This is a genomic window from Pedobacter sp. UC225_65 (genome assembly GCF_042698365.1).
Lineage (GTDB): Bacteria > Bacteroidota > Bacteroidia > Sphingobacteriales > Sphingobacteriaceae > Pedobacter.
Genome location: NZ_CP170550.1, coordinates 2,463,098 through 2,484,131, shown reverse-complemented (window position 1 = coordinate 2,484,131; position 21,034 = coordinate 2,463,098). Strand labels below are relative to the sequence as shown.

Here is a 21,034-nt window from a genome sequence, read left to right as displayed (position 1 = left end):
ATTATGAGTAATAAAAAATTTACGACAACATCAGGTATTGAAATAAAAGGGCTGTATACTTCTGCGAAACCATTGACAGAAAGCCCCGGGGAATTTCCTTTTACAAGAGGTATCCAAAAAGACATGTACCGTGGCCGTTTGTGGACCATGCGTCAATATGCCGGATTTTCAACAGCCGAAGAATCCAATAAACGCTACCATTACCTTTTGGCCCAAGGAACCATGGGACTTTCGGTAGCTTTTGACTTGCCTACACAAATTGGTTATGATTCTGACCATGATATGGCAGAAGGTGAAGTGGGAAAAGTGGGGGTGGCCATCGATTCGTTAAAAGACATTGAGATTTTGTTCGATGGGATTGAACTGAAAAAGATCACTACCTCAATGACCATCAATGCTACGGCATCTATTTTATTAGCAATGTATATCGCTTTAGCTAAAAAACAGGGAGCCGACCTTAAGGAAATTTCTGGTACCATCCAGAATGATATCTTAAAAGAATATGCAGCAAGAGGTACCTATATCTATCCGCCAAAACCTTCGATGCGAATCATTACCGATATTTTTGAATATTGTAGCAAGGAAGTGCCCAAATGGAATACCATCTCTATTTCGGGTTACCACATTCGCGAAGCAGGGTCAACTGCTGTGCAAGAGCTGGCATTTACCTTGTCAAATGGTAAAGCTTATCTCAATGCAGCATTAGAAAAAGGATTAGACATTAATGTATTTGCAAAGCGATTGTCTTTTTTCTTTAATTGCCACAATAATTTTTTCGAAGAGATTGCCAAGTTCCGTGCCGCCAGAAGAATGTGGGCGCATATTACCAAGTCTTTGGGTGCAACTGATGAAAAAGCAATGATGTTGCGTTTCCATACGCAGACAGGAGGCTCTACCTTAACCGCCCAGCAACCTTTAAACAATGTGGTCAGGGTAGCCAACCAAGCGATGGCTGCGGTATTGGGTGGTACGCAATCGCTCCATACCAATGGATATGACGAGGCCTTGTCTCTACCAACTGAGGCTGCGGCTAAGATCGCTCTGCGTACCCAACAAGTGATTGCTTTTGAAAGTGGCGTAACCGATACTGTAGATCCATTAGCTGGCTCGTATTTTGTAGAGACATTAACTGACGAAATTGAAGCTGCCGCACAAGCCTACATCGAAAAGATTGATGCCATGGGTGGCTCGGTTAATGCGATAGAAAATGGATATATCCAACAAGAAATTGCAAGCTCTGCCTATCAGTACCAAAAAGAGGTCGAATCGGCAGAACGGGTTATTGTTGGGGTAAACAAATTTACACAAGAAACGGAGGGGATAACCGATGTATTGAACATCGATGAATCAATCAGGACAATACAAACAGAGAAATTAAAAAAACTAAAGGCAGAACGGAACAATGCTGCTGTTAATTTAGCGTTAACAAGGCTTTCATCAGCGGCAAAGACAAATGAGAATTTAATGCCCTATATTTTAACCGCTGTAGAAGAATATGCTACACTTGGGGAAATAGCGGATTGCATGCGAAATGTGTTCGGAGAATATTAAAAACTATGTTAATAAATAGTTATCAACATAAAAAATTTAGGTTAACAGGGGTATGCTACTGCTCCTGAACTACTTACAAATTAATTGAAAAATTTGTTCTTTTTGTTGATAATTTTTTGAATATTCGATGTTCCAAAAGGGCATGTCCGTAATGTCCTTATTAGAACTGAAAATCAACAAATTATATAATAACAATGGAAAAAACTTGTACCGAAGTATGGAAGAACTGTCTCCAAATTATTAAGGATAACATCCCAAACCAAAGTTTTAAGACTTGGTTCGAGCCGATATCCGCACTTAAATTAGAGGGGAAAGTTTTAACCATCCAGGTGCCGAGTTTATTTTTTTACGAATGGCTAGAAGAACACTATGTTGGTCTGCTTCGTAAAACGGTAAAAAAGCAATTGGGAGACGAAGGAAGATTAGAATACAATATAGTAGTTGACAAGTCGTCAAACAGTGGGTCTCCGTATACAACAAACATGCCCTCTAACGGAAATGGGGCAGAAGCAAAAATGCAATCAATGCCAATTCCGGTATCGATAAATAAGGACATCAAAAATCCGTTTATTATACCAGGGCTTAAAAAATTAAATGTTGATCCACAATTAAATCCAAACTATACATTCGAGAATTACATTGAGGGAGATTGTAATCGCCTGGCACGCTCTGCGGGTTATGCAGTTGCAGCAAAACCAGGAGGTACATCATTTAACCCATTGATCAATCTATGGGGGTGTAGGCTTAGGTAAAACACACTTGGCTCAGGCCATTGGTAACGAGATCAAAAGAAGCATGCCAGATAAATTGGTAATCTATGTTTCTTGTGAGAAATTTTGCCAACAGTTTGTCGATTCATTAAAAAATAATACCATTAACGATTTTGTGAATTTCTATCAGGCAATGGATGTGATCATCATGGATGATGTGCATAACTTTGCAGGTAAAGAGAAAACACAGGATATCTTCTTCCACATCTTTAACCACCTACACCAATCTGGTAAACAGGTGATCTTAACATCTGATAAGGCACCAAAAGATCTAGCTGGTTTAGAGGAGCGTTTATTGAGCCGTTTCAAATGGGGATTGTCTGCAGACCTGCAGATTCCAAGTCTTGAAACCCGTATCGCGATCTTAAAGAAAAAAATGTATGCTGATGGTATCGAATTGCCAGGAGAGGTAGTTGAATACGTAGCACACAACATTGATAACAACGTACGTGAACTAGAGGGCGCCATGGTTTCATTATTGGCACAATCTACTTTAAATAAAAAAGACATCGATCTGGCCTTGGCTAAACAGATGTTGAAGAACTTTATCAAAAATACCTCGAAAGAGATTTCGATGGAATATATCCAAAAACTGGTTTGCGAATATTTTGAGGTACCTGTTGACATGGTTAAATCTCAGACTCGTAAACGTGAGATTGTACAGGCCCGTCAAATTTCTATGTATTTGTCTAAAAGCCATACCAAGTCTTCATTGAAAACCATTGGTGCTTTCTTCGGTGGAAGGGACCACTCAACGGTAATCTATGCGTGTCAAACAGTAGAAGATTTGATTGAAACTGATAAAAAATTCAAAGCTTACGTTAACGACATCCAGAAAAAACTGAAGATGAGTTAATCAAGATCTGATAAAAAATAAAAGCCTCGATATTATCGAGGCTTTTTTGTTAGCTGTTTGGATCGATCATCTTATAAAAAGCATCCCTATAAAAATCTCCCAAGGGGATGACGTGGTTTTCGATGTAAATCCGGCTCCGTTCAATATTGTCGATTTTGTTAACGGCCACCAAATAAGATTTATGTACCCGCGCAAATTGATTTTTAGGCAATTGTTCTTCAGTTTTTTTAATGTTCTGCAAAGAAATGATCTTTTCCTTTTTGGTGTGAATGGCCACGTAGTTCTGCATCCCTTCGATATACAGAATGTCGGCAATGTTTACCTTGGTCAGTTTATATTCGTTTTTCACGAAAATAAAATCCACTTCTTTAATTGTATTTGGCTCAATGCCAATTTGGGGTTTAACTTCCAAGGCATTGAAATAGTGCATCGCTTTTTGCACTGCTTTATAAAAACGTTCAAAAGAGATGGGTTTTAACAGGTAATCTATCGCGTCATTTTCAAAACCTTCTAAAGCATATTCGGCATAGGCAGTTGTTAAGATCACTTTACATTTGCCTTGCACAATTTTCATAAACTGTACGCCATTGAGCTGTGGCATTTGTATATCCAGAAAAACAAGGTCGGCTTTATCTTCCATGATCAGGTTCAATGCCAATAAGGGATTGGTTGAGCTAAATGTCAGTTCCAAAAATGGAAGCTTGCCAATATAGTCACTCAATATGTCTATGGCCAATGGCTTATCATCAACAACTACACAACGAATCATATCCATTTTATGTTTAACTCCACTGTAAAAATATCCGTTTCATCCTTAATTTCAAGCCAATGTTGGTTAGGATAGATCAGTTCGAGCCTCCTTTTTACATTGGTTAGGCCAATACCTACTGTTTTATCTTTATAATCTTCGTTTTTTTGATTACTGATATAAAAGTGCATGCCGTTAGCGTCCATATTGATTTTGATTTGGATGGGCCGTTTAGGATTGTCGATCACGCCATGTTTAAAGGCATTCTCCACAAAGTTGATCAAAATCAATGGAGCAATCTGTTGTTTGCCAATTTCGCCATTAACGTCAAATTCGATAGATGCGGTTCCTTTTTGCCCGATCTGAAAAAATCGATCACATTTTTTAGGTAATCGATTTCCTTTTGCAGGTCGGCAAATTTATCGTCGCTTTCTTTTAACATGTAACGTAAAAGATCCGATAGTTTTAAAACAGCTGCTGGAGCTTCATCAGATTTGCGATAGGTTAGGGCATAGATATCGTTGAGGGTATTGAACAAAAAATGCGGATTGATCTGTGATTTTAAAAAGGCAAGTTCGGCAGTTATCTTTTCCTTTTCCAACTCCTTTTGTTTCCTATTGTTGGTATACCATTCGGTTACAATAAAATAAATGAAGCCATAAATGAAATAACTGTAAAATGTATATAGTATGCTATTTTGAATATACCAGCTTACCTCAGGTTTGCCGCCAAAATAATTATCAAATCCCAGATACGGTAGAAAGAAATGGAACTCTAACAGATATCTATAGCTCGGAATAAAAATAAACAGTAGGCAGGTGAATAAAATACCCTTCAACCATTTTTTATTGAAAAAAGATGGCGCAATCAGATTGGCGGTTGTATAAAAAGAAACCAGACTAGACCCCAGATAACCTAAACAGACCAAAAAATAATTGAATAGGAGTAAGGGGGACGATCCACTATTGGCATAGGAACGAAAACTGTTATTGAGGTATTTCGGAAAAAAATCATTCAGAAAAACGAGTAACCATATCAGAATATGTAGCCCTATCTTATATTTCTTTTTCATTGACCAAAGATATCAGCAATTTCATCAATTGAAGTTAAAAATACATCAACGGTCAATTCTTATCCATCAAAGCGCTTATTTAAAGTATAAGTTGCTTGGCTAAAGTTTAAGTCTGTTCATCAATGGTTTTTGTGCATTTGTCAATTGCAACCATCTGTTTTACATTTTTAGTTGAAGATTTGACCATACAAACAAATGTATCATTATGAAGAAAATAATTTTATCCGCATTGTTGGCCTTGTTCTTTTTAAATACCAAAGCACAAGAAAAGCTAACTGTTAAGGTTCATCCAGGGGTTGAACTTTTTACCATTGTCCAGATTTTAGCTGAACAATTTCCTGATCCAAACCCATCTACCTATAGCAAAGAGGTGATGGAATATTTTGGCAAGTACAAAGACCATCCGGCAGTATTGAAAGTGAAAAGTTTTAACAAGGTATTTACAGACCTGACCGAATTGGGCTGGACAATGTCTGATTTTCCCAACATTAAAATCTATGAACCTACGGCAGACCTCAATTGGTATAAGCACAATGGAAAAGAAAACACACTTGAATATATCAAGTTATGCCGTGATTTTTTTAACGACACCAAGTTCTGGGATTTTTATCAGGCCCATACCGCAAAATATGAAAAATGGGGGGAAGAGATTAAAAAAGAGGTGAATGAAAGTGGCGTTATGAACCAACTTCAAAAGTTTTATGGTTTCAATGCCGATGTGCAATGGTATATCTGTATAGATCCATTAAACAGTTGGGGCTCTCATGCCATTACCACTAAAAACCTGAATCCACAATTCAGCAATATTGTAGTATACAATACGGGTTATTTCAATCGTAAATCAACAGATAAGGATGAGCCAATGTTTGAATATAAAGGATTTGATTACTTAGTTTGGCACGAAGGAAGCCATATCTTTTTGGATCCATCGTTTAAAAAGTACAAAAAAGAAATCGATGAGCTTGCATATTTGTACAATAAAGATGACGAAGGCATGAAAAGAAATGGGATTGGAAGTTGGGAATATTGCCTCAACGAAAACATGGTCCGTTCAATTGTGGGCAATATGTATTACAAATACCGTACAGAAAGAGAATTTAAAAGACAGGTTGCCAAGGAAACAGCAAGTGACTTTATTTATGTAGAAGACTTGGTTCCTTATATATTGGCAAACTATGGTCCAGACAAAAAGTATAAAAAATTCGATGTTTTTTTTCCGACAATGTTAAAGATGCTGAAGGATAAACATCCTAAAAAATAATTACGACAATTTCATCAAGCCATAATATAGGCCGGCAACATGTAAGGCCTGATCAATCATATTGTCCTTTAGCAATTGTTTAACTTCTTCAATTGTATATTCTTCTACATTTAAAATCTCATGCTCATCTAAATGTTGGGCATGAGATTTTATACCTCCCTTTAATAAATAGGTAAAGGTTTTATTGGTCGAAGTGGCAGGATTGGGATAAAGTGTAGCAATCAGCTCACAACTTTCAAAGCTATACCCTGTTTCTTCCTGTAATTCGCGAACAATGGCTGCTTCTGGTTCTTCTCCATCATCGATCACACCTCCTGGGATTTCTAGTGAAATAATGTCGCCTGCAAAACGATATTGCCTAACCAAGATGATTTTGTTCTCTTTAGTCAGCGCAACAGCATTTACCCAATTTGGATATTCCAATACATAATAGTCGTCTTTGATAGTGCCATTTTGCAATTTGCAGGTATCTACCCTTAAAGTAGCCCATTTTTCTCTAACTAAATATTTGGAGGCCAGTTTCTGCCATTTTAAGATTTCCATGAATTGGATTATAGATATTGTTGGATAACCTTTTGACGATGTAGGTTAACCAAGTGTACAATTTTATGTTTATTAGAAAGCTGCTCATAGATCAGGTTCAGTTTAGGCGCAATGATTTGGTTTTTACTTTGGCTGATCCCTAGTTCGTAGTATAGAAACTCACTTAGCGAATCCAGTTTTTCTGCTGGTAGATCACTTTCCTGTAGCCAATTTTCGAACGATGATGGATCGGGTTCGTTGAGCACATCGATAGGTAGACCAAAGCTATTGGCCATGGTTTCGTTAAAAAGTAGTCCGGCTTCTTCCAGTTTCAGTTCTACTTTTAAACCCATGATCCTTGCCAAAACCTGGGCAAGTCTCTCAATCTCTGCTGTAATTAAATCTCTTCTATACATTTATAATGTGATAAGGCTTGCCAGTTGTAACGTTTAAAAGTTGTCACAATCAAACCTATTACCTATTACCTATTACCTATTACCTAGCTTACCAACTTCCACTGCTTCCGCCACCGCCAAAACTACCACCGCCAAAGCCACCAAATCCGCCACCACCACTGCTTCCTCCTCCGAAACCACCACCAAATCCACCTCCACCAGAGTTACGTCCACCACCTAATAACATGCTCCAGAAAAGCGCATCGGCTACGCCACGTCCACCAATTACTTGGCTTCCACCACCGCCACCACCTTTTCTTAAAATGATCGCAATGATGATCACAATGATAATGATAATAAAGCCTGCACTTCCTTTTCCACCTCCCGATTTTGCCTTTGGTTTGTCGTTTTTGTATTCGCCCTTAATTAAAGAGATGATTGAATTTGTTCCTGCATCTATACCCGCATAATAATCACCTTCCTTAAAAAAAGGTTTGATGTCATTCTCAATGATCCTTTTGGTGTAGATGTCTGGCAAAGCGCCCTCCAACCCATAACCAGTTTGGATAGATAATTTCCTATCGCCTATGGCAATCAATAAAATCACACCATTGTTTTTGCCTTTTCCACCAATGCCCCATTTCCTGCCCAGTTCAAGTGCATACTCATTGATATCGTAATCGCCAACAGATTTGAGGATCACTACCGCAATTTGATTGGATGTAGAATCGTCAAAGGCGACCAGTTTTTGCTCTAACTGTTGTTTCTGGCTGGCCGTAAGGGTTTGGGTATAATCATTTACGATCGTATTTGATTTCGCAGGGAAATCTTGCCCAAAGCCAAAGCTGTAACTCAGCGTTAAAAGCAATAAGATGATCAGTTTTTTCATCAGTTATTTGGGTTCAGCTTGGTCCATAAATACAATATCGTTTGGCAGTTCGTTTACATCCCCATTTTGATAAGGGAAAAACAAAGCCAATTTTTCGCCAGCCAAAGAAACGCCAGCAATAATTCCGTCTGCTAGGTTGCCACTTAAAAAGTGGGCTTTCATGGCCACCTGCGTCGTCTCCCAAAAATCTTCTGGTACAACCTGGTTGATACCGCGGTCGCCAATAATAGCAAATTTATGGTCTTCATGGGCTAGGTAAATGAGAACGCCGTTATGTTGAGCAGTTTTATCCATGCCTAATTCCGCAAAATATTGGGTCGCTCTTTCAAATGCACTACCGTGACAGTGTTTTTCTACGGCAATCCTAATTTCTCCTGAGGTTGTTTTTTCGGCTTCGGCAATGGCATTCGCTATTAATTCTTGTTCTTGTGTTGTGAAAAGAGACATGCTTTTTGTTTTATAAATTAAAGGGTAATGTATGTTTAAGGTTTAAACACACATTACCCCAAAATGTTGGAATATCACTAAAATTCTACTTTAGGTGCATTTTGCGCACCAGCATCAGCTTTAAAGGCCGCTTTAGGACTAAAGCCAAATAATCCAGCTGTTAAGTTGTTAGGGAAAGACCTTACCTTAACATTATAAGCCTGAACAGACTCGTTGAAATCTTTACGAGCAACGGTGATACGGTTTTCAGTTCCTTCTAATTGGGCAGAAAGATCACTGAACTGTTGCGTTGCTTTTAATTCTGGGTAATTCTCTGTCAATACCATCAATTTACCTAAGGCCTGGGTGATCTGACCTTGAGCAGCTTGGTATTTTTCAATATTTTCTGCATTTAATTTAGTTGGATCGATCGTAATCTTACTTGCACTGGCACGAGCTTCGATTACAGCAGTTAAAGTACTTTGCTCAAATTTGGCGGCTCCTTTAACTGTACTTACCAAGTTAGGATCAAATCAGCTCTACGTTGGTACTGAGCTTCAACCTGGCTCCATTTAGTTTGTACATCAACATCTAATGTAACCAATTTATTGTAGCCATTACATCCGCTTACTACAGCCAATAAAACTACAAGTGCAATTACTCCAATTACTATTTTTTTCATTTTGTTATTTTGTTTTTTAGGTTTCTATTTCAATTTAGATATCAATATTCATACCTTGTTACTAAAACAGACAAAATACTGACAAGTTGCCATAACATTTACCCTAAGATACTAAATAATGGCCAAAGCACAAATCACATCAAAAACTTGAACTGTGAACCGAAAACAGTAATTTTGTGTATTCGAGATAAAAACTCGACGATGATTATGCAAAGAGAAATTGAAATTACCATTGCCCCAGAACATGTTTCTAATGAGCTGGTTATCCTGCAGAACCTGGCAAGAGCTTTAAAAGTAGAGCAAGCTACGATTAAACACCATCAGATTTTAAAGCGTTCTATAGATGCACGTTCAAGAAAAGTGATCTATCGGATGCAGGTTCGGGCTTATATAGAAGAGGTTCCAACTATTGAACAAGTCAAATTTACCTATCCAAAGATAGGTGCTGCCAAAACTGTTATTATTGTTGGAGCTGGCCCAGCGGGATTGTTTGCTGCATTACAATGTATAGAAAATGGTTTTAAACCTATTGTTGTTGAACGTGGAAAAGATGTAAAACAACGCCGTAGAGATTTGGCAGCCATCAATAAACAAGGTGTGGTCAACACAGAATCCAATTATTGCTACGGCGAAGGTGGCGCTGGTACCTACTCAGATGGTAAGTTATATACACGATCCAACAAGCGTGGCGATATCAATAAAGTATTGCAGCTATTTGTACAACATGGAGCGGATGAAGATATCCTGATCGATGCACGTCCACATATTGGCACCAATAAATTGCCACATATCATTACCGCAATTAGAGAAACCATTCAAAATGCAGGTGGTGAAGTGCTTTTTGATTCGAAACTTACAAACTTTATCATCTCTGGGAGTAAAATCAAAGGATCGTCATTAACCAAGAACAAGAACTTTTGGCTGATGCTGTTATTTTGGCAACAGGTCATTCGGCCAGAGACATCTATGAACTCTTGCACCATAAAAATATCTTGATAGAAGCGAAGCCTTTTGCCTTAGGTGTACGTATTGAACATCCACAGCAGATCATAGATAGTGCGCAATACCACTGTGATGTCAGGAGCGAGTTTTTACCGCCGGCTTATTATAGTATGGTAGAACAGGTAAAAACCAGAGGAGTATTTTCTTTTTGCATGTGCCCAGGAGGATCATTGCCCCTTGTGCTACCGGACAAGACGAGATTGTGGTCAATGGTTGGTCGCCATCTAAGCGCAACAATCCCTTTGCCAACTCAGGAACAGTAGTTCAGGTTACTTTAGACGATGTGCAAGGTTATGACCCACTGAGGATGCTTAACTTTCAATCAGAGATAGAACAATTGGCTTTTGAAGCAGGTGGAGGTAACTTAGTTGCTCCCGCACAGCGGATGATCGATTTTGTAGAAAACAGATTATCGATAGATTTGCCTAAAAATTCTTATCTGCCTGGCACTAAAAGTGTGATGTTGGATAATATTCTACCAGAATTTGTGGCATCAAGCCTAAAAGCGGCCTTGCCATTGTTTGGAAAAAAGATGAAAGGCTATTACACCAATGAAGCAATTTTGGTTGGTGTAGAGAGTCGTACATCCTCTCCAGTGCGTATCCCACGCGATAAAGAAACTTATCAGCACCCACAGATCAGCGGTCTATATCCTTGTGCAGAAGGGGCGGGTTATGCAGGAGGAATTGTTTCGGCAGCAATTGATGGCGTAAACTGTGCCAATGCCATCCTAAACAATTAAGAAAACTCAGGTGTTATAAAAGTAAATCTTTCTTTATGGTCAATTTAGTAGACGAACTTAGCAAAGCATATAACGGAGACACTTGGCATGGGAGCAATGTTCTTAGCCTGATACAAGCGGCAAATCCACAAAAGGTCTTTACACATCCTATACCCAATGCACATTCAATTGCTGAATTGGTGTTGCACTTAACTGCATGGACGGAAGAGGTGATAGATAGGATAGAAGGACAAATAGCTAAAGAACCCTCAAGGGGAGATTGGCCTTTGCCCATAGAGAAAACCGAAGAGGAATGGTATAGGTTGGTAGAAGACTTTAGACTGGTTAATGAAAAATTGATCAGATTGATCACTGATTTGACACCAGCAGATTGGTCGAGTGCAGTTAAAGATCAACGAAACCGCGAATTGGGAACAGGTGTAGATAATTCACAACTGATCAATGGGCTGATCCAGCATCATGCCTACCACGCTGGGCAAATAGCCCTGCTTTTAAAATTTTAAGTTGATCACTCATATGATATTGTTATGAAAAAGACATTAATTATAGGCGCAAGCCCAAATACTGATCGTTATGCCTATAAGGCAGCTCATATGCTTACTGCAAAAGGACACCCTATTGTTAATATCGGCATTAAGCAAGGAGAGGTAGCGGGCGTGAAGATTGAAAAACCAGCTGCGCCTTATCACGACATCGATACAGTTACCTTATATATAGGTACAGGTTTACAACCGGATTACTACAATTATATATTAGATACTAAACCCAAACGGGTGATTTTTAATCCGGGTACGGAGAATCCTGCTTTCGAAGAAATGCTGGAGAAGCATGGTATCGAACCTATCGAAGCCTGTACACTTGTATTATTAAGTACTGGACAGTTCTAGTTCCACCTATATTCCCTTTAGATCAAATACCAAAAACAGATAGAAATCAGAAGCAATTGATGCTGAATAAGCATTGATTGAATCATCAAGATAAACTTCTTCAAACTTTTTCTTGTTGTGTTCCATGGGGTTAGGTGTTGGGTGCGATAAAAAGGTTTGTAAGTATTTGTGTTTACGGGAATGATTGCTACCTTTGCATCCCGCTTCGGAGGAAGTATGGGGGGCGTCGGAAAGTGCTGTTGGGCTATTGAAAAGGGGAAAAAGGATGGATTGGCTGATATTCAGCGGTTTACGGGGAGGCCGGAAAAAACTTCAAAAAAAGTTTTGGAAAGCGGAAAAGTTTCCTACCTTTGCAACCCGCTACGGAGGTAACGACGAAAGGAGAATGGGATACAGGAGGAGATGGGTTTGAAATATGGGAACGGAGAACGGCAGACGTTTTTAAGAAGTTTCAAAAGCTTCGAAAAAAAATAAAAAAAAAGTTTGCAGGTTTGAAAAAGTTTCCTACCTTTGCAGTCCCAAACGAAACGGGAGTTCACCAACGGATGTTGGGAGGACGGATAAAAAAGATTGAAACAATGGAGGGGTCGAGCTGACCACCGGAACAACAAAGACCGGCGGAGAGCGGAACGCGACATTGCAACATATAAAAGGCCACCGAGAGGCACGGCCGGAAAGTTCATTAAAGAGATATCATTTATACAACGCAGCGAGGCAAACAGGTACGATTTCAAAGTACATGATACCGAGCTGTTTCTTAAGTCTGTTCTATCAGACAACATAATAGAATAAAGACTATTTAATTTTAATAACACTAGAATAAGAATGGTCAGAGTTCAGACAAAACATTTTACAATGGAGAGTTTGATCCTGGCTCAGGATGAACGCTAGCGGCAGGCCTAATACATGCAAGTCGAGGGGTAGTGGTTGCTTGCAACCATGAGACCGGCGCACGGGTGCGTAACGCGTATGCAACCTACCTCTATCTGGGGGATAGCCCGGAGAAATCCGGATTAACACCGCATAAAATCACAGTACGGCATCGTACAATGATCAAATATTTATAGGATGGAGATGGGCATGCGTGTCATTAGTTAGTTGGCGGGGTAACGGCCCACCAAGACCGCGATGACTAGGGATCTGAGAGGATGACCCCCCACACTGGTACTGAGACACGGACCAGACTCCTACGGGAGGCAGCAGTAAGGAATATTGGTCAATGGGGGCAACCCTGAACCAGCCATGCCGCGTGCAGGAAGACGGCCCTCTGGGTTGTAAACTGCTTTTATTCGGGAATAAACCTGCTTACGTGTAGGCAGCTGAATGTACCGAAGGAATAAGGATCGGCTAACTCCGTGCCAGCAGCCGCGGTAATACGGAGGATCCAAGCGTTATCCGGATTTATTGGGTTTAAAGGGTGCGTAGGCGGCCTGTTAAGTCAGGGGTGAAAGACGGTAGCTCAACTATCGCAGTGCCCTTGATACTGATGGGCTTGAATGGACTAGAGGTAGGCGGAATGTGACAAGTAGCGGTGAAATGCATAGATATGTCACAGAACACCGATTGCGAAGGCAGCTTACTATGGTCTTATTGACGCTGAGGCACGAAAGCGTGGGGATCAAACAGGATTAGATACCCTGGTAGTCCACGCCCTAAACGATGAATACTCGCTGTTGGCGATACACAGTCAGCGGCTAAGCGAAAGCGTTAAGTATTCCACCTGGGGAGTACGCCCGCAAGGGTGAAACTCAAAGGAATTGACGGGGGCCCGCACAAGCGGAGGAGCATGTGGTTTAATTCGATGATACGCGAGGAACCTTACCCGGGCTTGAAAGTTAGTGAAGTATCCAGAGATGGATGCGTCCGCAAGGACACGAAACTAGGTGCTGCATGGCTGTCGTCAGCTCGTGCCGTGAGGTGTTGGGTTAAGTCCCGCAACGAGCGCAACCCCTATGTTTAGTTGCCAGCACGTCATGGTGGGGACTCTAAACAGACTGCCTGTGCAAACAGAGAGGAAGGAGGGGACGACGTCAAGTCATCATGGCCCTTACGTCCGGGGCTACACACGTGCTACAATGGATGGTACAGAGGGCAGCAAGCTGGCAACAGCAAGCAAATCTCAAAAAGCCATTCACAGTTCGGATTGGGGTCTGCAACTCGACCCCATGAAGTTGGATTCGCTAGTAATCGCATATCAGCAATGATGCGGTGAATACGTTCCCGGGCCTTGTACACACCGCCCGTCAAGCCATGGAAGTTGGGGGTACCTAAAGTACGTAACCGCAAGGAGCGTCCTAGGGTAAAACCGATAACTGGGGCTAAGTCGTAACAAGGTAGCCGTACCGGAAGGTGCGGCTGGAATACCTCCTTTCTGGAGTAGTATGGACTACTCGCTGCGTAAAAAATGATACATATCTCTAAAGGAAACCAAAAAGATGAAGCCATCGCACGATACCATATCGGCAGGGGCGAGATTGGAACGGAATTACGGTTGACGGGTTACGATTGACGCGAAAGATAGGATCGTAAATCAGCAACACAGTCGTAATCTGAAAACAGTCCCGTAGCTCAGCCTGGTTAGAGCACTACACTGATAATGTAGGGGTCTCCAGTTCAAATCTGGACGGGACTACAACGCTAAGTTTTTTTGGGGGATTAGCTCAGCTGGCTAGAGCGCCTGCCTTGCACGCAGGAGGTCAACGGTTCGACTCCGTTATTCTCCACCATCACCGGTGCCTGTTACAAAAGGCACGTTTATAATAGGAACGGTTGTTCCCGGGATCGAAAAGTTCTTTGACATATTGGAAGAAGTTAAAAAAGAAGAGCAAACAACAATAGAGACGTTGTCAGCTTGGTGTCCTTAGGGGCTAAAAATTGACAACTGATCAAAAAAAGCATTTATATAGGCGCAAAAGGCTATATAGAGAAGAAAGTAAGAAAGAGTATACGGGGGATGCCTTGGCTCTCAGAGGCGATGAAAGACGTGATAAGCTGCGATAAGCCGCGGGATCAGCAAATATGAATTGATCCGCGGATTTCTGAATGGGGAAACCTGGCCAGTTGAAGACTGGTCGCACATAGTGCGCAAACCTGCCGAACTGAAACATCTAAGTAAGCAGAGGAAGAGAAAATAATAATGATTTCCTAAGTAGTGGCGAGCGAAAGGGAAAGAGCCCAAACCAGCTATGTTACGGCATGACTGGGGTTGTAGGACTGTGATGTGGCATTAATGAAATGAAGTGGAACAGGATGGGAAGCCTGGCGATACACGGTGATAGCCCGGTACACGTAAGTAACATTAGCCTAACAGTATCCTGAGTACCGCGAGGTCGGAGACGCCTTGTGGGAATCTGCCGGCACCATCCGGTAAGGCTAAATACTCCTGAGAGACCGATAGTGAACCAGTACCGTGAGGGAAAGGTGAAAAGAACCCCGAACAGGGGAGTGAAATAGAACCTGAAACCGTATACTTACAAGCGGTCGGAGCGTCCAGGTGGCGTGACGGCGTGCCTTTTGCATAATGAGCCTACGAGTTACTCTTCTCTGGCAAGGTTAAGTGTTTAAGACACGCAGCCGAAGCGAAAGCGAGTCTGAATAGGGCGTATAGTCAGGGGAGGTAGACGCGAAACCTTGTGATCTACCCATGGACAGGTTGAAGGTGCGGTAACACGTACTGGAGGACCGAACCGATAAACGTTGAAAAGTTTCCGGATGATCTGTGGGTAGGGGTGAAAGGCTAATCAAACTGGGAAATAGCTCGTACTCCCCGAAATGTTTTTAGGAACAGCGTCGTGGTGAGTTATATAGAGGTAGAGCTACTGATTGGGTGCGGGGGAGTCAAATCCTACCAAATCCAGACAAACTCCGAATGCTATATAATATACACGGCAGTGAGGCGCGGGGTGCTAAGGTCACGCGCCGAGAGGGAAAGAACCCAGACCATCAGCTAAGGTCCCTAAATTACCGCTAAGTTGAACTAACGAGGTGCGATTGCATAGACAGCTAGGATGTTGGCTTGGAAGCAGCCATTCATTTAAAGAGTGCGTAACAGCTCACTAGTCGAGCGATCGTGCATGGATAATAAACGGGCATTAAGTGGTATACCGAAGCTATGGGTAATATTAATATTACGGTAGGGGAGCATTCCAGCGGCAGCGAAGTTGTAGCGTGAGCTATGGTGGAGCTTCTGGAAAAGCAAATGTAGGCATAAGTAACGATAAGGCGGGAGAGAAACCCGCCCACCGAAAGGATAAGGTTTCCTGATCAACGCTAATCGGATCAGGGTTAGTCGGGGCCTAAGGAGAACCCGAAGGGGATATTCGATGGACAACGGTTTAATATTACCGTACTTTTTATAACTGCGATGTGGGGACGGAGTAGTGACACTGCCGCGATCTGACGGAATAGATCGTTGAAGGCTGTAGGTATAGGACTGGTAGGCAAATCCGCCAGACCTGCTGAACGCTGATAGTACCGCGAGCCTTCGGGTAAGTGGATAGTGCAGGTAATCAGACTTCCAAGAAAAACCGCTAAGCTCCAGGTTATAAAAACCCGTACCGCAAACCGACACAGGTATCCGGGAAGAGAATTCTAAGGTGCTCGAGTGAATCATGGCTAAGGAACTCGGCAAAATGGCCCTGTAACTTCGGGAGAAGGGGCGCTGACAGCAATGTCAGCCGCAGTGAAAAGGCCCAGGCGACTGTTTAACAAAAACACATGGCTTTGCAAAATCGAAAGATGAAGTATAAGGCCTGACACCTGCCCGGTGCTGGAAGGTTAAGAGGGGATGTTAGTCGCAAGGCGAAGCATTGAATCGAAGCCCCAGTAAACGGCGGCCGTAACTATAACGGTCCTAAGGTAGCGAAATTCCTTGTCGGGTAAGTTCCGACCTGCACGAATGGTGTAACGATCTGGGCGCTGTCTCAGCCATGAGCTCGGTGAAATTGTGGTCCCGGTGAAGACGCCGGGTACCCGCAACGGGACGGAAAGACCCCATGCACCTTCACTACAATTTAACATTGACATTGGATACAGGATGTGTAGGATAGGTGGGAGGCTTTGAAGCGGCGTCGCTAGGCGTCGTGGAGCCAACGTTGAAATACCACCCTTTCTGTATTCGGTGTCTAATCCCGCCCAGCGGGAGACATTGTTTGATGGGTAGTTTGACTGGGGTGGTCGCCTCCAAAAAGGTAACGGAGGCTTTCAAAGGTAAGCTCAGTACGCTTGGTAACCGTACGCGGAGTGCAATAGCATAAGCTTGCTTGACTGTGAGGCAGACAAGCCGAGCAGGGTCGAAAGACGGATATAGTGATCCGGTGGTTCTGCATGGAAGGGCCATCGCTCAAAGGATAAAAGGTACGCTGGGGATAACAGGCTGATTCTCCCCAAGAGCTCATATCGACGGGGAGGTTTGGCACCTCGATGTCGGCTCGTCACATCCTGGGGCTGGAGAAGGTCCCAAGGGTTCGGCTGTTCGCCGATTAAAGTGGCACGCGAGCTGGGTTCAGAACGTCGCGAGACAGTTCGGTCCCTATCTGTTGTGGGCGTAGGAATTTTGAGTGGGGCTGACCTTAGTACGAGAGGACCGGGTTGGACTAGCCTCTAGTGAATCTGTTGTTCCGCCAGGGGCATTGCAGAGTAGCTACGCTGGGGATAGATAAGCGCTGAAAGCATCTAAGTGCGAAACTAGCCACGAGATGAGAATTCCATATAGGACCGTAGAAGACTACTACGTTGATAGGCTATAGATGTAAAGCTGGCGACAGCACAGTCGAGTAGTACTAATCATCCGAAGCTTTCAAGAGCAGAACGTTGTTTGCTCTTCCAAATTGACTTCTTTCAATAATATGTCATTTAGTAGTTGGTAGCTAGTACTTAGTAGTTAGACAAGATTGTCCAGATACTGATGTCTGAATACCGAATACTATATAAAAATATTTAGGTGCCTATATCGGCGGTGTCCACCTCTTCCCATTCCGAACAGAGAAGTTAAGCCCGCCAGAGCCGATGGTACTGCAGTAACATGTGGGAGAGTAGGTCGGTGCCAAATCTTAAACAGGCCCCTTAGCATTAGCTAAGGGGCTTTGTTGTTTATAAAGTTTTTTTTGAAAATCTGATTGTATTTTTAAAGAAGGCCTTACCTCCCAAAAACAATCATTTCTTATGCAGGTATTACGCCTATCTGAAACTATTATTATTCTATATTTGCTTGTTAAATTTTTGTTAAAATAGCCCAAATCTTTAATCTAGCTATTTTAAAACTGTATTATTGTAAATTACGTTAATCTTAAAAACAGTATTGGTCATGAAATTAAAGATTGGTTTATTTTTTGCATTTTTTATAGGGATAAGTGTTCATGCTTTTGCACAAAATAAGAACGTTACATTACCTCCTAATTGGTTCAATCTAGATTTAACTGCAAATGGTTACTTCGGGATCAGTACAGAAAAGGCATATAAAGAGCTATTAAAAGACAAAAAGCCGAAGCAAAAAATCATTGTAGCCGTAATTGATGGTGGTACCGACATTAAACATGAAGATTTGAAGGATGTACTTTGGACAAATACCAAAGAAATTCCTGGTAATGGCATAGACGATGATGGAAATGGTTATATCGATGATATCAATGGTTGGAATTTTATCGGTTCTAAAAAAGGTAACCTGGCTTATGATAATCTTGAGTTGGTTCGTATCAAAAGAAAGTATGAGCCTAAATAGAGACTTACAATTCCAAGTACTGTTTTAGACAGTACCGAGAAAAAGGAATATGCACTTTACAAAAAAGTATTGGCCGATTTTGGTAAAAAATATGATGATGCAAGTTCTACATTCCCGGTTTATATTATCATTAAAAAAGTACTTGATTCTGTGGCCTTCATCAATAAAAAAACAATCCCTTCTTTAGAAGATATTGAAAGATACAAAGCTGATGATGAGACGGAAGAATATGTGAAAAAGATCATCAGAAAGGGTGCTAAGGAAGATGGAAGTATTGAGAAGTTCTATAAAAATATAGCCAAAGGTTATCATGAACTAGAAGTGATGTTGAAATATAACTTGAATGAAAACTATAATCAACGTGCTGAATTAGTGGGAGATGACTATGAGAACTCTGCTGAACGGATCTATGGAAATAATGATGTAACAGGACCAAATGCAGAACATGGCACGCACGTTTCTGGTATTATTGGTGCAAATAGAACTAATGATATTGGTATACTAGGTGTGGCAAACAATGTAAGCATCATGACGATTAGGGTTGTACCAGAGGGTGATGAAAGAGATAAGGATGTGGCCAATGGTATCCGCTACGCTGTAGATAATGGGGCAAGAGTAATCAACATGAGTTTTGGAAAAGCCTATAAATGGGATAAAAAAGTAGTAGATGAAGCCATTAAATATGCCGAAGCAAAGGGAGTGATTCTTGTTCATGCGGCAGGGAATGACAATAAAAACAACGATATCGAAGAAAACTATCCAAATAAATATTACGATAGCCCAGAGGCTGAAGCTTATGCAAAAGCACATCCAAAAAAAGATGAGTTTGGAATAATACCTCCTAAACCAATGGATATGGCTGGAAACGGACAAGGGGCACAACGCCGACCAGACCCTTTTGCCAAACCAGCTCCTTTAGATCCTGCTAAATATAACTTACCGCATGCAAGTAATTGGATAGAAGTAGGCGCGAGTTCTTATAAAGATGATGAAGACCTGAAAGCATCTTTTTCAAATTATGGTAAATATAATGTAGATGTTTTTGCGCCAGGCTATATGATCAATTCTACTGTACCAGGACTTAAATATGAAGAATTTGATGGAACCAGTATGGCTGCACCTGTGGTTTCTGGTCTATGTGCATTGATCCTAAGCTATCATCCCGAACTTAAGCCTGCTGAAGTTAGAGATATCATTATGCAATCTGTAACGAAGGTGAACCATAAAGTAAAATATAAAAATGAAAGAGATGAGAGTGTTCGCGTTCTTTTTTCAGAGATCTGTGTAAGTGGAGGTATTGTAAATGCCTATAATGCCTTAAAGTTGGCCGATAGCTATCAACTGTCCAAATAATTATTAGCTGTTAAGCAATGATCCTCTGATTATTTTAGTCAGGGGATTTTTTTGTTTAGACAAATTTTAAATGGTAACAATTTAGCGATGGATTTTTTTAGCGGTGCCAAAAAGGTACAACACAGGCTATAAAAGCGCTTATGGATTTTCTAATGTAAAAGATAGATAAAATTTGGTTTCTGTAATTAAGCTATTGGCTGGTTGATTAGTCTATTCGCTTAAACCACATCAACTCAAACCTGTTAACCAAATTAGATATGAAAAGAATTTACTCCATTTTGATCTTTTGTTTTTTTATAAGTTCTGCTTTTGCGCAAAAACTGCCAGATGTCCAGGCATCAAATGTGGTTGCCCCATCAAATATCAAAATTGATGGAAAAGCTACAGAATGGAACGATACTTTCGCAGCCGAAAACAAAAGAACTGATATCTATTATACTTTGGCCAATGACGATAAAAATCTTTACCTCGTTTTAAAGTCGGTGAGCACTGCTAGTGCCAGTAAGATCATCGCTGGTGGAATCACTTTTAACATCAATACACAAGGTAAGAAAAGAGAAAAGGATGCCTTTAGCATTACTTATCCCTTGATCAAAAGAGTGCCTGGTGCAGGAAGAGGTGGACAAGGTCAAAATCAAGGAGGACAAAATAGACAGGCTGGTGGACAAGGTGGTTTTCAGAACAGGGCACAACAGACACAGCAACAGCGAGATTCTGCTGCTTTGGTGCAACGCAAAAATCAATTGGCCACTGTAAAGAGAATCAAAATAGCAGGCTTTAAAAATATTAAAGATACGCTGATTTCCATTTACAACGAATATGGTATCAAAACCGTCGGCTTATTTGATGCGAAGGGTGAGTTTGTATACGAATTAGCAATTCCCTTAAGCTTATTGGAACTTTCTATCAACGATACCAAAGAATTTGTATATCAGATCAAAGTTAACGGACTGAGCACTGCCGGTTTTGGTGGTGGAAATGGAGGAAGAACTTTTGCCGGAAACGCTGGTGGTAATGGTGGCGGAAATTTTGGTGCCCCAAGGGGAAATGTCGGAGCAGGGTTTAATGGAGGTGGTTCTGGTATGGACATGATGAGCCCCACAGATTTCTGGGGCAAGTATAGTTTCACCAAAAAATAACATCAATCCTTACTCCGACAT

At 41.3% G+C, this 21,034-nt stretch carries 14 protein-coding genes, 2 tRNA genes, 3 rRNA genes and 3 pseudogenes; 14 read left to right on the top strand and 8 right to left on the bottom strand.

Annotated elements, in window-relative coordinates; translation table 11 throughout:
- Positions 1–3: 3 nt before the first annotated feature.
- Positions 4–1,551, top strand: a complete 1,548-nt coding sequence (locus ACFJIZ_RS13025; RefSeq protein ID WP_379084622.1) for a methylmalonyl-CoA mutase — start codon at positions 4–6, stop codon at positions 1,549–1,551.
- 194 nt (positions 1,552–1,745) lie between these two features.
- Positions 1,746–3,177, top strand: a pseudogene (gene dnaA, locus ACFJIZ_RS13020) (chromosomal replication initiator protein DnaA).
- 49 nt (positions 3,178–3,226) lie between these two features.
- On the opposite strand, the gene ACFJIZ_RS13015 reads toward dnaA, so the two are convergent.
- Genes ACFJIZ_RS13015 through ACFJIZ_RS13005 form a run of 3 tightly spaced genes read right to left on the bottom strand, consistent with a single transcriptional unit; the run spans position 3,227 to position 4,997 of the window.
- Entirely contained in the window at positions 3,227–3,952 is a 726-nt protein-coding gene (locus tag ACFJIZ_RS13015) for a LytR/AlgR family response regulator transcription factor (protein WP_379084619.1), read from the bottom strand.
- Positions 3,943–4,215: a hypothetical protein gene (locus tag ACFJIZ_RS13010; protein ID WP_379084617.1), complete on the bottom strand. Its 273-nt coding sequence runs from the start codon at positions 4,213–4,215 to the stop codon at positions 3,943–3,945. Before ACFJIZ_RS13010 ends, ACFJIZ_RS13015 begins: the two co-directional genes overlap by 10 nt.
- On the bottom strand, positions 4,212–4,997 hold the full coding sequence (locus tag ACFJIZ_RS13005; RefSeq protein WP_379084614.1) for a sensor histidine kinase: 786 nt from the start codon (positions 4,995–4,997) through the stop codon (positions 4,212–4,214). The genes ACFJIZ_RS13010 and ACFJIZ_RS13005 overlap by 4 nt, the downstream gene beginning before the upstream one ends.
- A 205-nt stretch (positions 4,998–5,202) precedes the next feature.
- Here ACFJIZ_RS13005 and ACFJIZ_RS13000 point away from each other — a divergent pair, with 205 nt between their 5' ends.
- Positions 5,203–6,258, top strand: a complete 1,056-nt coding sequence (locus ACFJIZ_RS13000) for a DUF4932 domain-containing protein (protein ID WP_379084611.1) — start codon at positions 5,203–5,205, stop codon at positions 6,256–6,258.
- Here ACFJIZ_RS13000 and ACFJIZ_RS12995 read toward each other — a convergent pair whose 3' ends face one another.
- The 5 genes and pseudogenes from ACFJIZ_RS12995 to ACFJIZ_RS12975 all read right to left on the bottom strand — a co-directional run bounded on the left by ACFJIZ_RS12995 (position 6,259) and on the right by ACFJIZ_RS12975 (position 9,172).
- Positions 6,259–6,801 carry an NUDIX hydrolase gene (locus tag ACFJIZ_RS12995; RefSeq protein WP_379084609.1) on the bottom strand — a complete coding sequence of 181 codons (543 nt, stop codon included), beginning with the start codon at positions 6,799–6,801 and terminating at the stop codon, positions 6,259–6,261. It abuts the gene before it with no gap.
- A gap of 8 nt (positions 6,802–6,809) precedes the next feature.
- On the bottom strand, positions 6,810–7,196 hold the full coding sequence (locus tag ACFJIZ_RS12990) for a hypothetical protein (RefSeq protein WP_379084606.1): 387 nt from the start codon (positions 7,194–7,196) through the stop codon (positions 6,810–6,812).
- 88 nt (positions 7,197–7,284) lie between these two features.
- Positions 7,285–8,064, bottom strand: coding sequence for a TPM domain-containing protein (locus ACFJIZ_RS12985; RefSeq protein ID WP_379084603.1), 780 nt, complete (start codon positions 8,062–8,064; stop codon positions 7,285–7,287).
- Positions 8,065–8,067: 3 nt separating this feature from the next.
- The gene (locus ACFJIZ_RS12980) at positions 8,068–8,511 is read right to left on the bottom strand and encodes a TPM domain-containing protein (protein ID WP_379084600.1); all 444 of its coding nucleotides are present in this window, start codon (positions 8,509–8,511) and stop codon (positions 8,068–8,070) included.
- A gap of 77 nt (positions 8,512–8,588) precedes the next feature.
- Positions 8,589–9,172, bottom strand: a pseudogene (locus ACFJIZ_RS12975) (LemA family protein).
- Between the two features lie 207 nt (positions 9,173–9,379).
- On the opposite strand from ACFJIZ_RS12975, the pseudogene ACFJIZ_RS12970 reads away from it, so the two are divergent.
- The 11 genes and pseudogenes from ACFJIZ_RS12970 to ACFJIZ_RS12920 all read left to right on the top strand — a co-directional run bounded on the left by ACFJIZ_RS12970 (position 9,380) and on the right by ACFJIZ_RS12920 (position 21,013).
- Positions 9,380–10,916: pseudogene (locus ACFJIZ_RS12970) on the top strand (NAD(P)/FAD-dependent oxidoreductase).
- 35 nt (positions 10,917–10,951) lie between these two features.
- Positions 10,952–11,419 (top strand): DinB family protein, encoded by a 468-nt coding sequence (locus ACFJIZ_RS12965; RefSeq protein WP_379084597.1) that lies wholly within the window; start codon positions 10,952–10,954, stop codon positions 11,417–11,419.
- Positions 11,420–11,443: 24 nt separating this feature from the next.
- Entirely contained in the window at positions 11,444–11,803 is a 360-nt protein-coding gene (locus ACFJIZ_RS12960) for a CoA-binding protein (protein ID WP_379084594.1), read from the top strand.
- A gap of 852 nt (positions 11,804–12,655) precedes the next feature.
- A 16S ribosomal RNA gene (locus ACFJIZ_RS12955) occupies positions 12,656–14,174 on the top strand.
- Positions 14,175–14,360: 186 nt separating this feature from the next.
- Positions 14,361–14,435, top strand: a tRNA-Ile gene (locus ACFJIZ_RS12950).
- Between the two features lie 17 nt (positions 14,436–14,452).
- Positions 14,453–14,529: transfer RNA gene (locus ACFJIZ_RS12945), tRNA-Ala, on the top strand.
- 200 nt (positions 14,530–14,729) lie between these two features.
- A 23S ribosomal RNA gene (locus ACFJIZ_RS12940) occupies positions 14,730–17,606 on the top strand.
- 134 nt (positions 17,607–17,740) lie between these two features.
- A 5S ribosomal RNA gene (rrf, locus tag ACFJIZ_RS12935) occupies positions 17,741–17,852 on the top strand.
- The 16S, 23S and 5S rRNA genes sit together here with 2 tRNA genes alongside, the layout of an rRNA operon.
- Before the next feature lie 255 nt (positions 17,853–18,107).
- Positions 18,108–18,521: a hypothetical protein gene (locus tag ACFJIZ_RS12930; RefSeq protein ID WP_379084591.1), complete on the top strand. Its 414-nt coding sequence runs from the start codon at positions 18,108–18,110 to the stop codon at positions 18,519–18,521.
- 69 nt (positions 18,522–18,590) lie between these two features.
- Positions 18,591–19,874 carry a S8 family serine peptidase gene (locus ACFJIZ_RS12925; RefSeq protein ID WP_379084588.1) on the top strand — a complete coding sequence of 428 codons (1,284 nt, stop codon included), beginning with the start codon at positions 18,591–18,593 and terminating at the stop codon, positions 19,872–19,874.
- Between the two features lie 257 nt (positions 19,875–20,131).
- Positions 20,132–21,013 carry a hypothetical protein gene (locus tag ACFJIZ_RS12920; protein ID WP_379084585.1) on the top strand — a complete coding sequence of 294 codons (882 nt, stop codon included), beginning with the start codon at positions 20,132–20,134 and terminating at the stop codon, positions 21,011–21,013.
- The last annotated feature ends 21 nt before the right edge of the window (positions 21,014–21,034 follow it).

Coding starts and splice junctions, on each gene's coding strand:
- ACFJIZ_RS13025 (WP_379084622.1), top strand. CDS start 4: ATGAGTAATAAAAAATTTACGACAACATCAGGTATTGAAATAAAAGGG.
- ACFJIZ_RS13015 (WP_379084619.1), bottom strand. CDS start 3,952: ATGGATATGATTCGTTGTGTAGTTGTTGATGATAAGCCATTGGCCATA.
- ACFJIZ_RS13005 (WP_379084614.1), bottom strand. CDS start 4,997: ATGAAAAAGAAATATAAGATAGGGCTACATATTCTGATATGGTTACTC.
- ACFJIZ_RS13000 (WP_379084611.1), top strand. CDS start 5,203: ATGAAGAAAATAATTTTATCCGCATTGTTGGCCTTGTTCTTTTTAAAT.
- ACFJIZ_RS12995 (WP_379084609.1), bottom strand. CDS start 6,801: ATGGAAATCTTAAAATGGCAGAAACTGGCCTCCAAATATTTAGTTAGA.
- ACFJIZ_RS12990 (WP_379084606.1), bottom strand. CDS start 7,196: ATGTATAGAAGAGATTTAATTACAGCAGAGATTGAGAGACTTGCCCAG.
- ACFJIZ_RS12985 (WP_379084603.1), bottom strand. CDS start 8,064: ATGAAAAAACTGATCATCTTATTGCTTTTAACGCTGAGTTACAGCTTT.
- ACFJIZ_RS12980 (WP_379084600.1), bottom strand. CDS start 8,511: ATGTCTCTTTTCACAACACAAGAACAAGAATTAATAGCGAATGCCATT.
- ACFJIZ_RS12965 (WP_379084597.1), top strand. CDS start 10,952: ATGGTCAATTTAGTAGACGAACTTAGCAAAGCATATAACGGAGACACT.
- ACFJIZ_RS12960 (WP_379084594.1), top strand. CDS start 11,444: ATGAAAAAGACATTAATTATAGGCGCAAGCCCAAATACTGATCGTTAT.
- ACFJIZ_RS12930 (WP_379084591.1), top strand. CDS start 18,108: ATGAAATTAAAGATTGGTTTATTTTTTGCATTTTTTATAGGGATAAGT.
- ACFJIZ_RS12920 (WP_379084585.1), top strand. CDS start 20,132: ATGAAAAGAATTTACTCCATTTTGATCTTTTGTTTTTTTATAAGTTCT.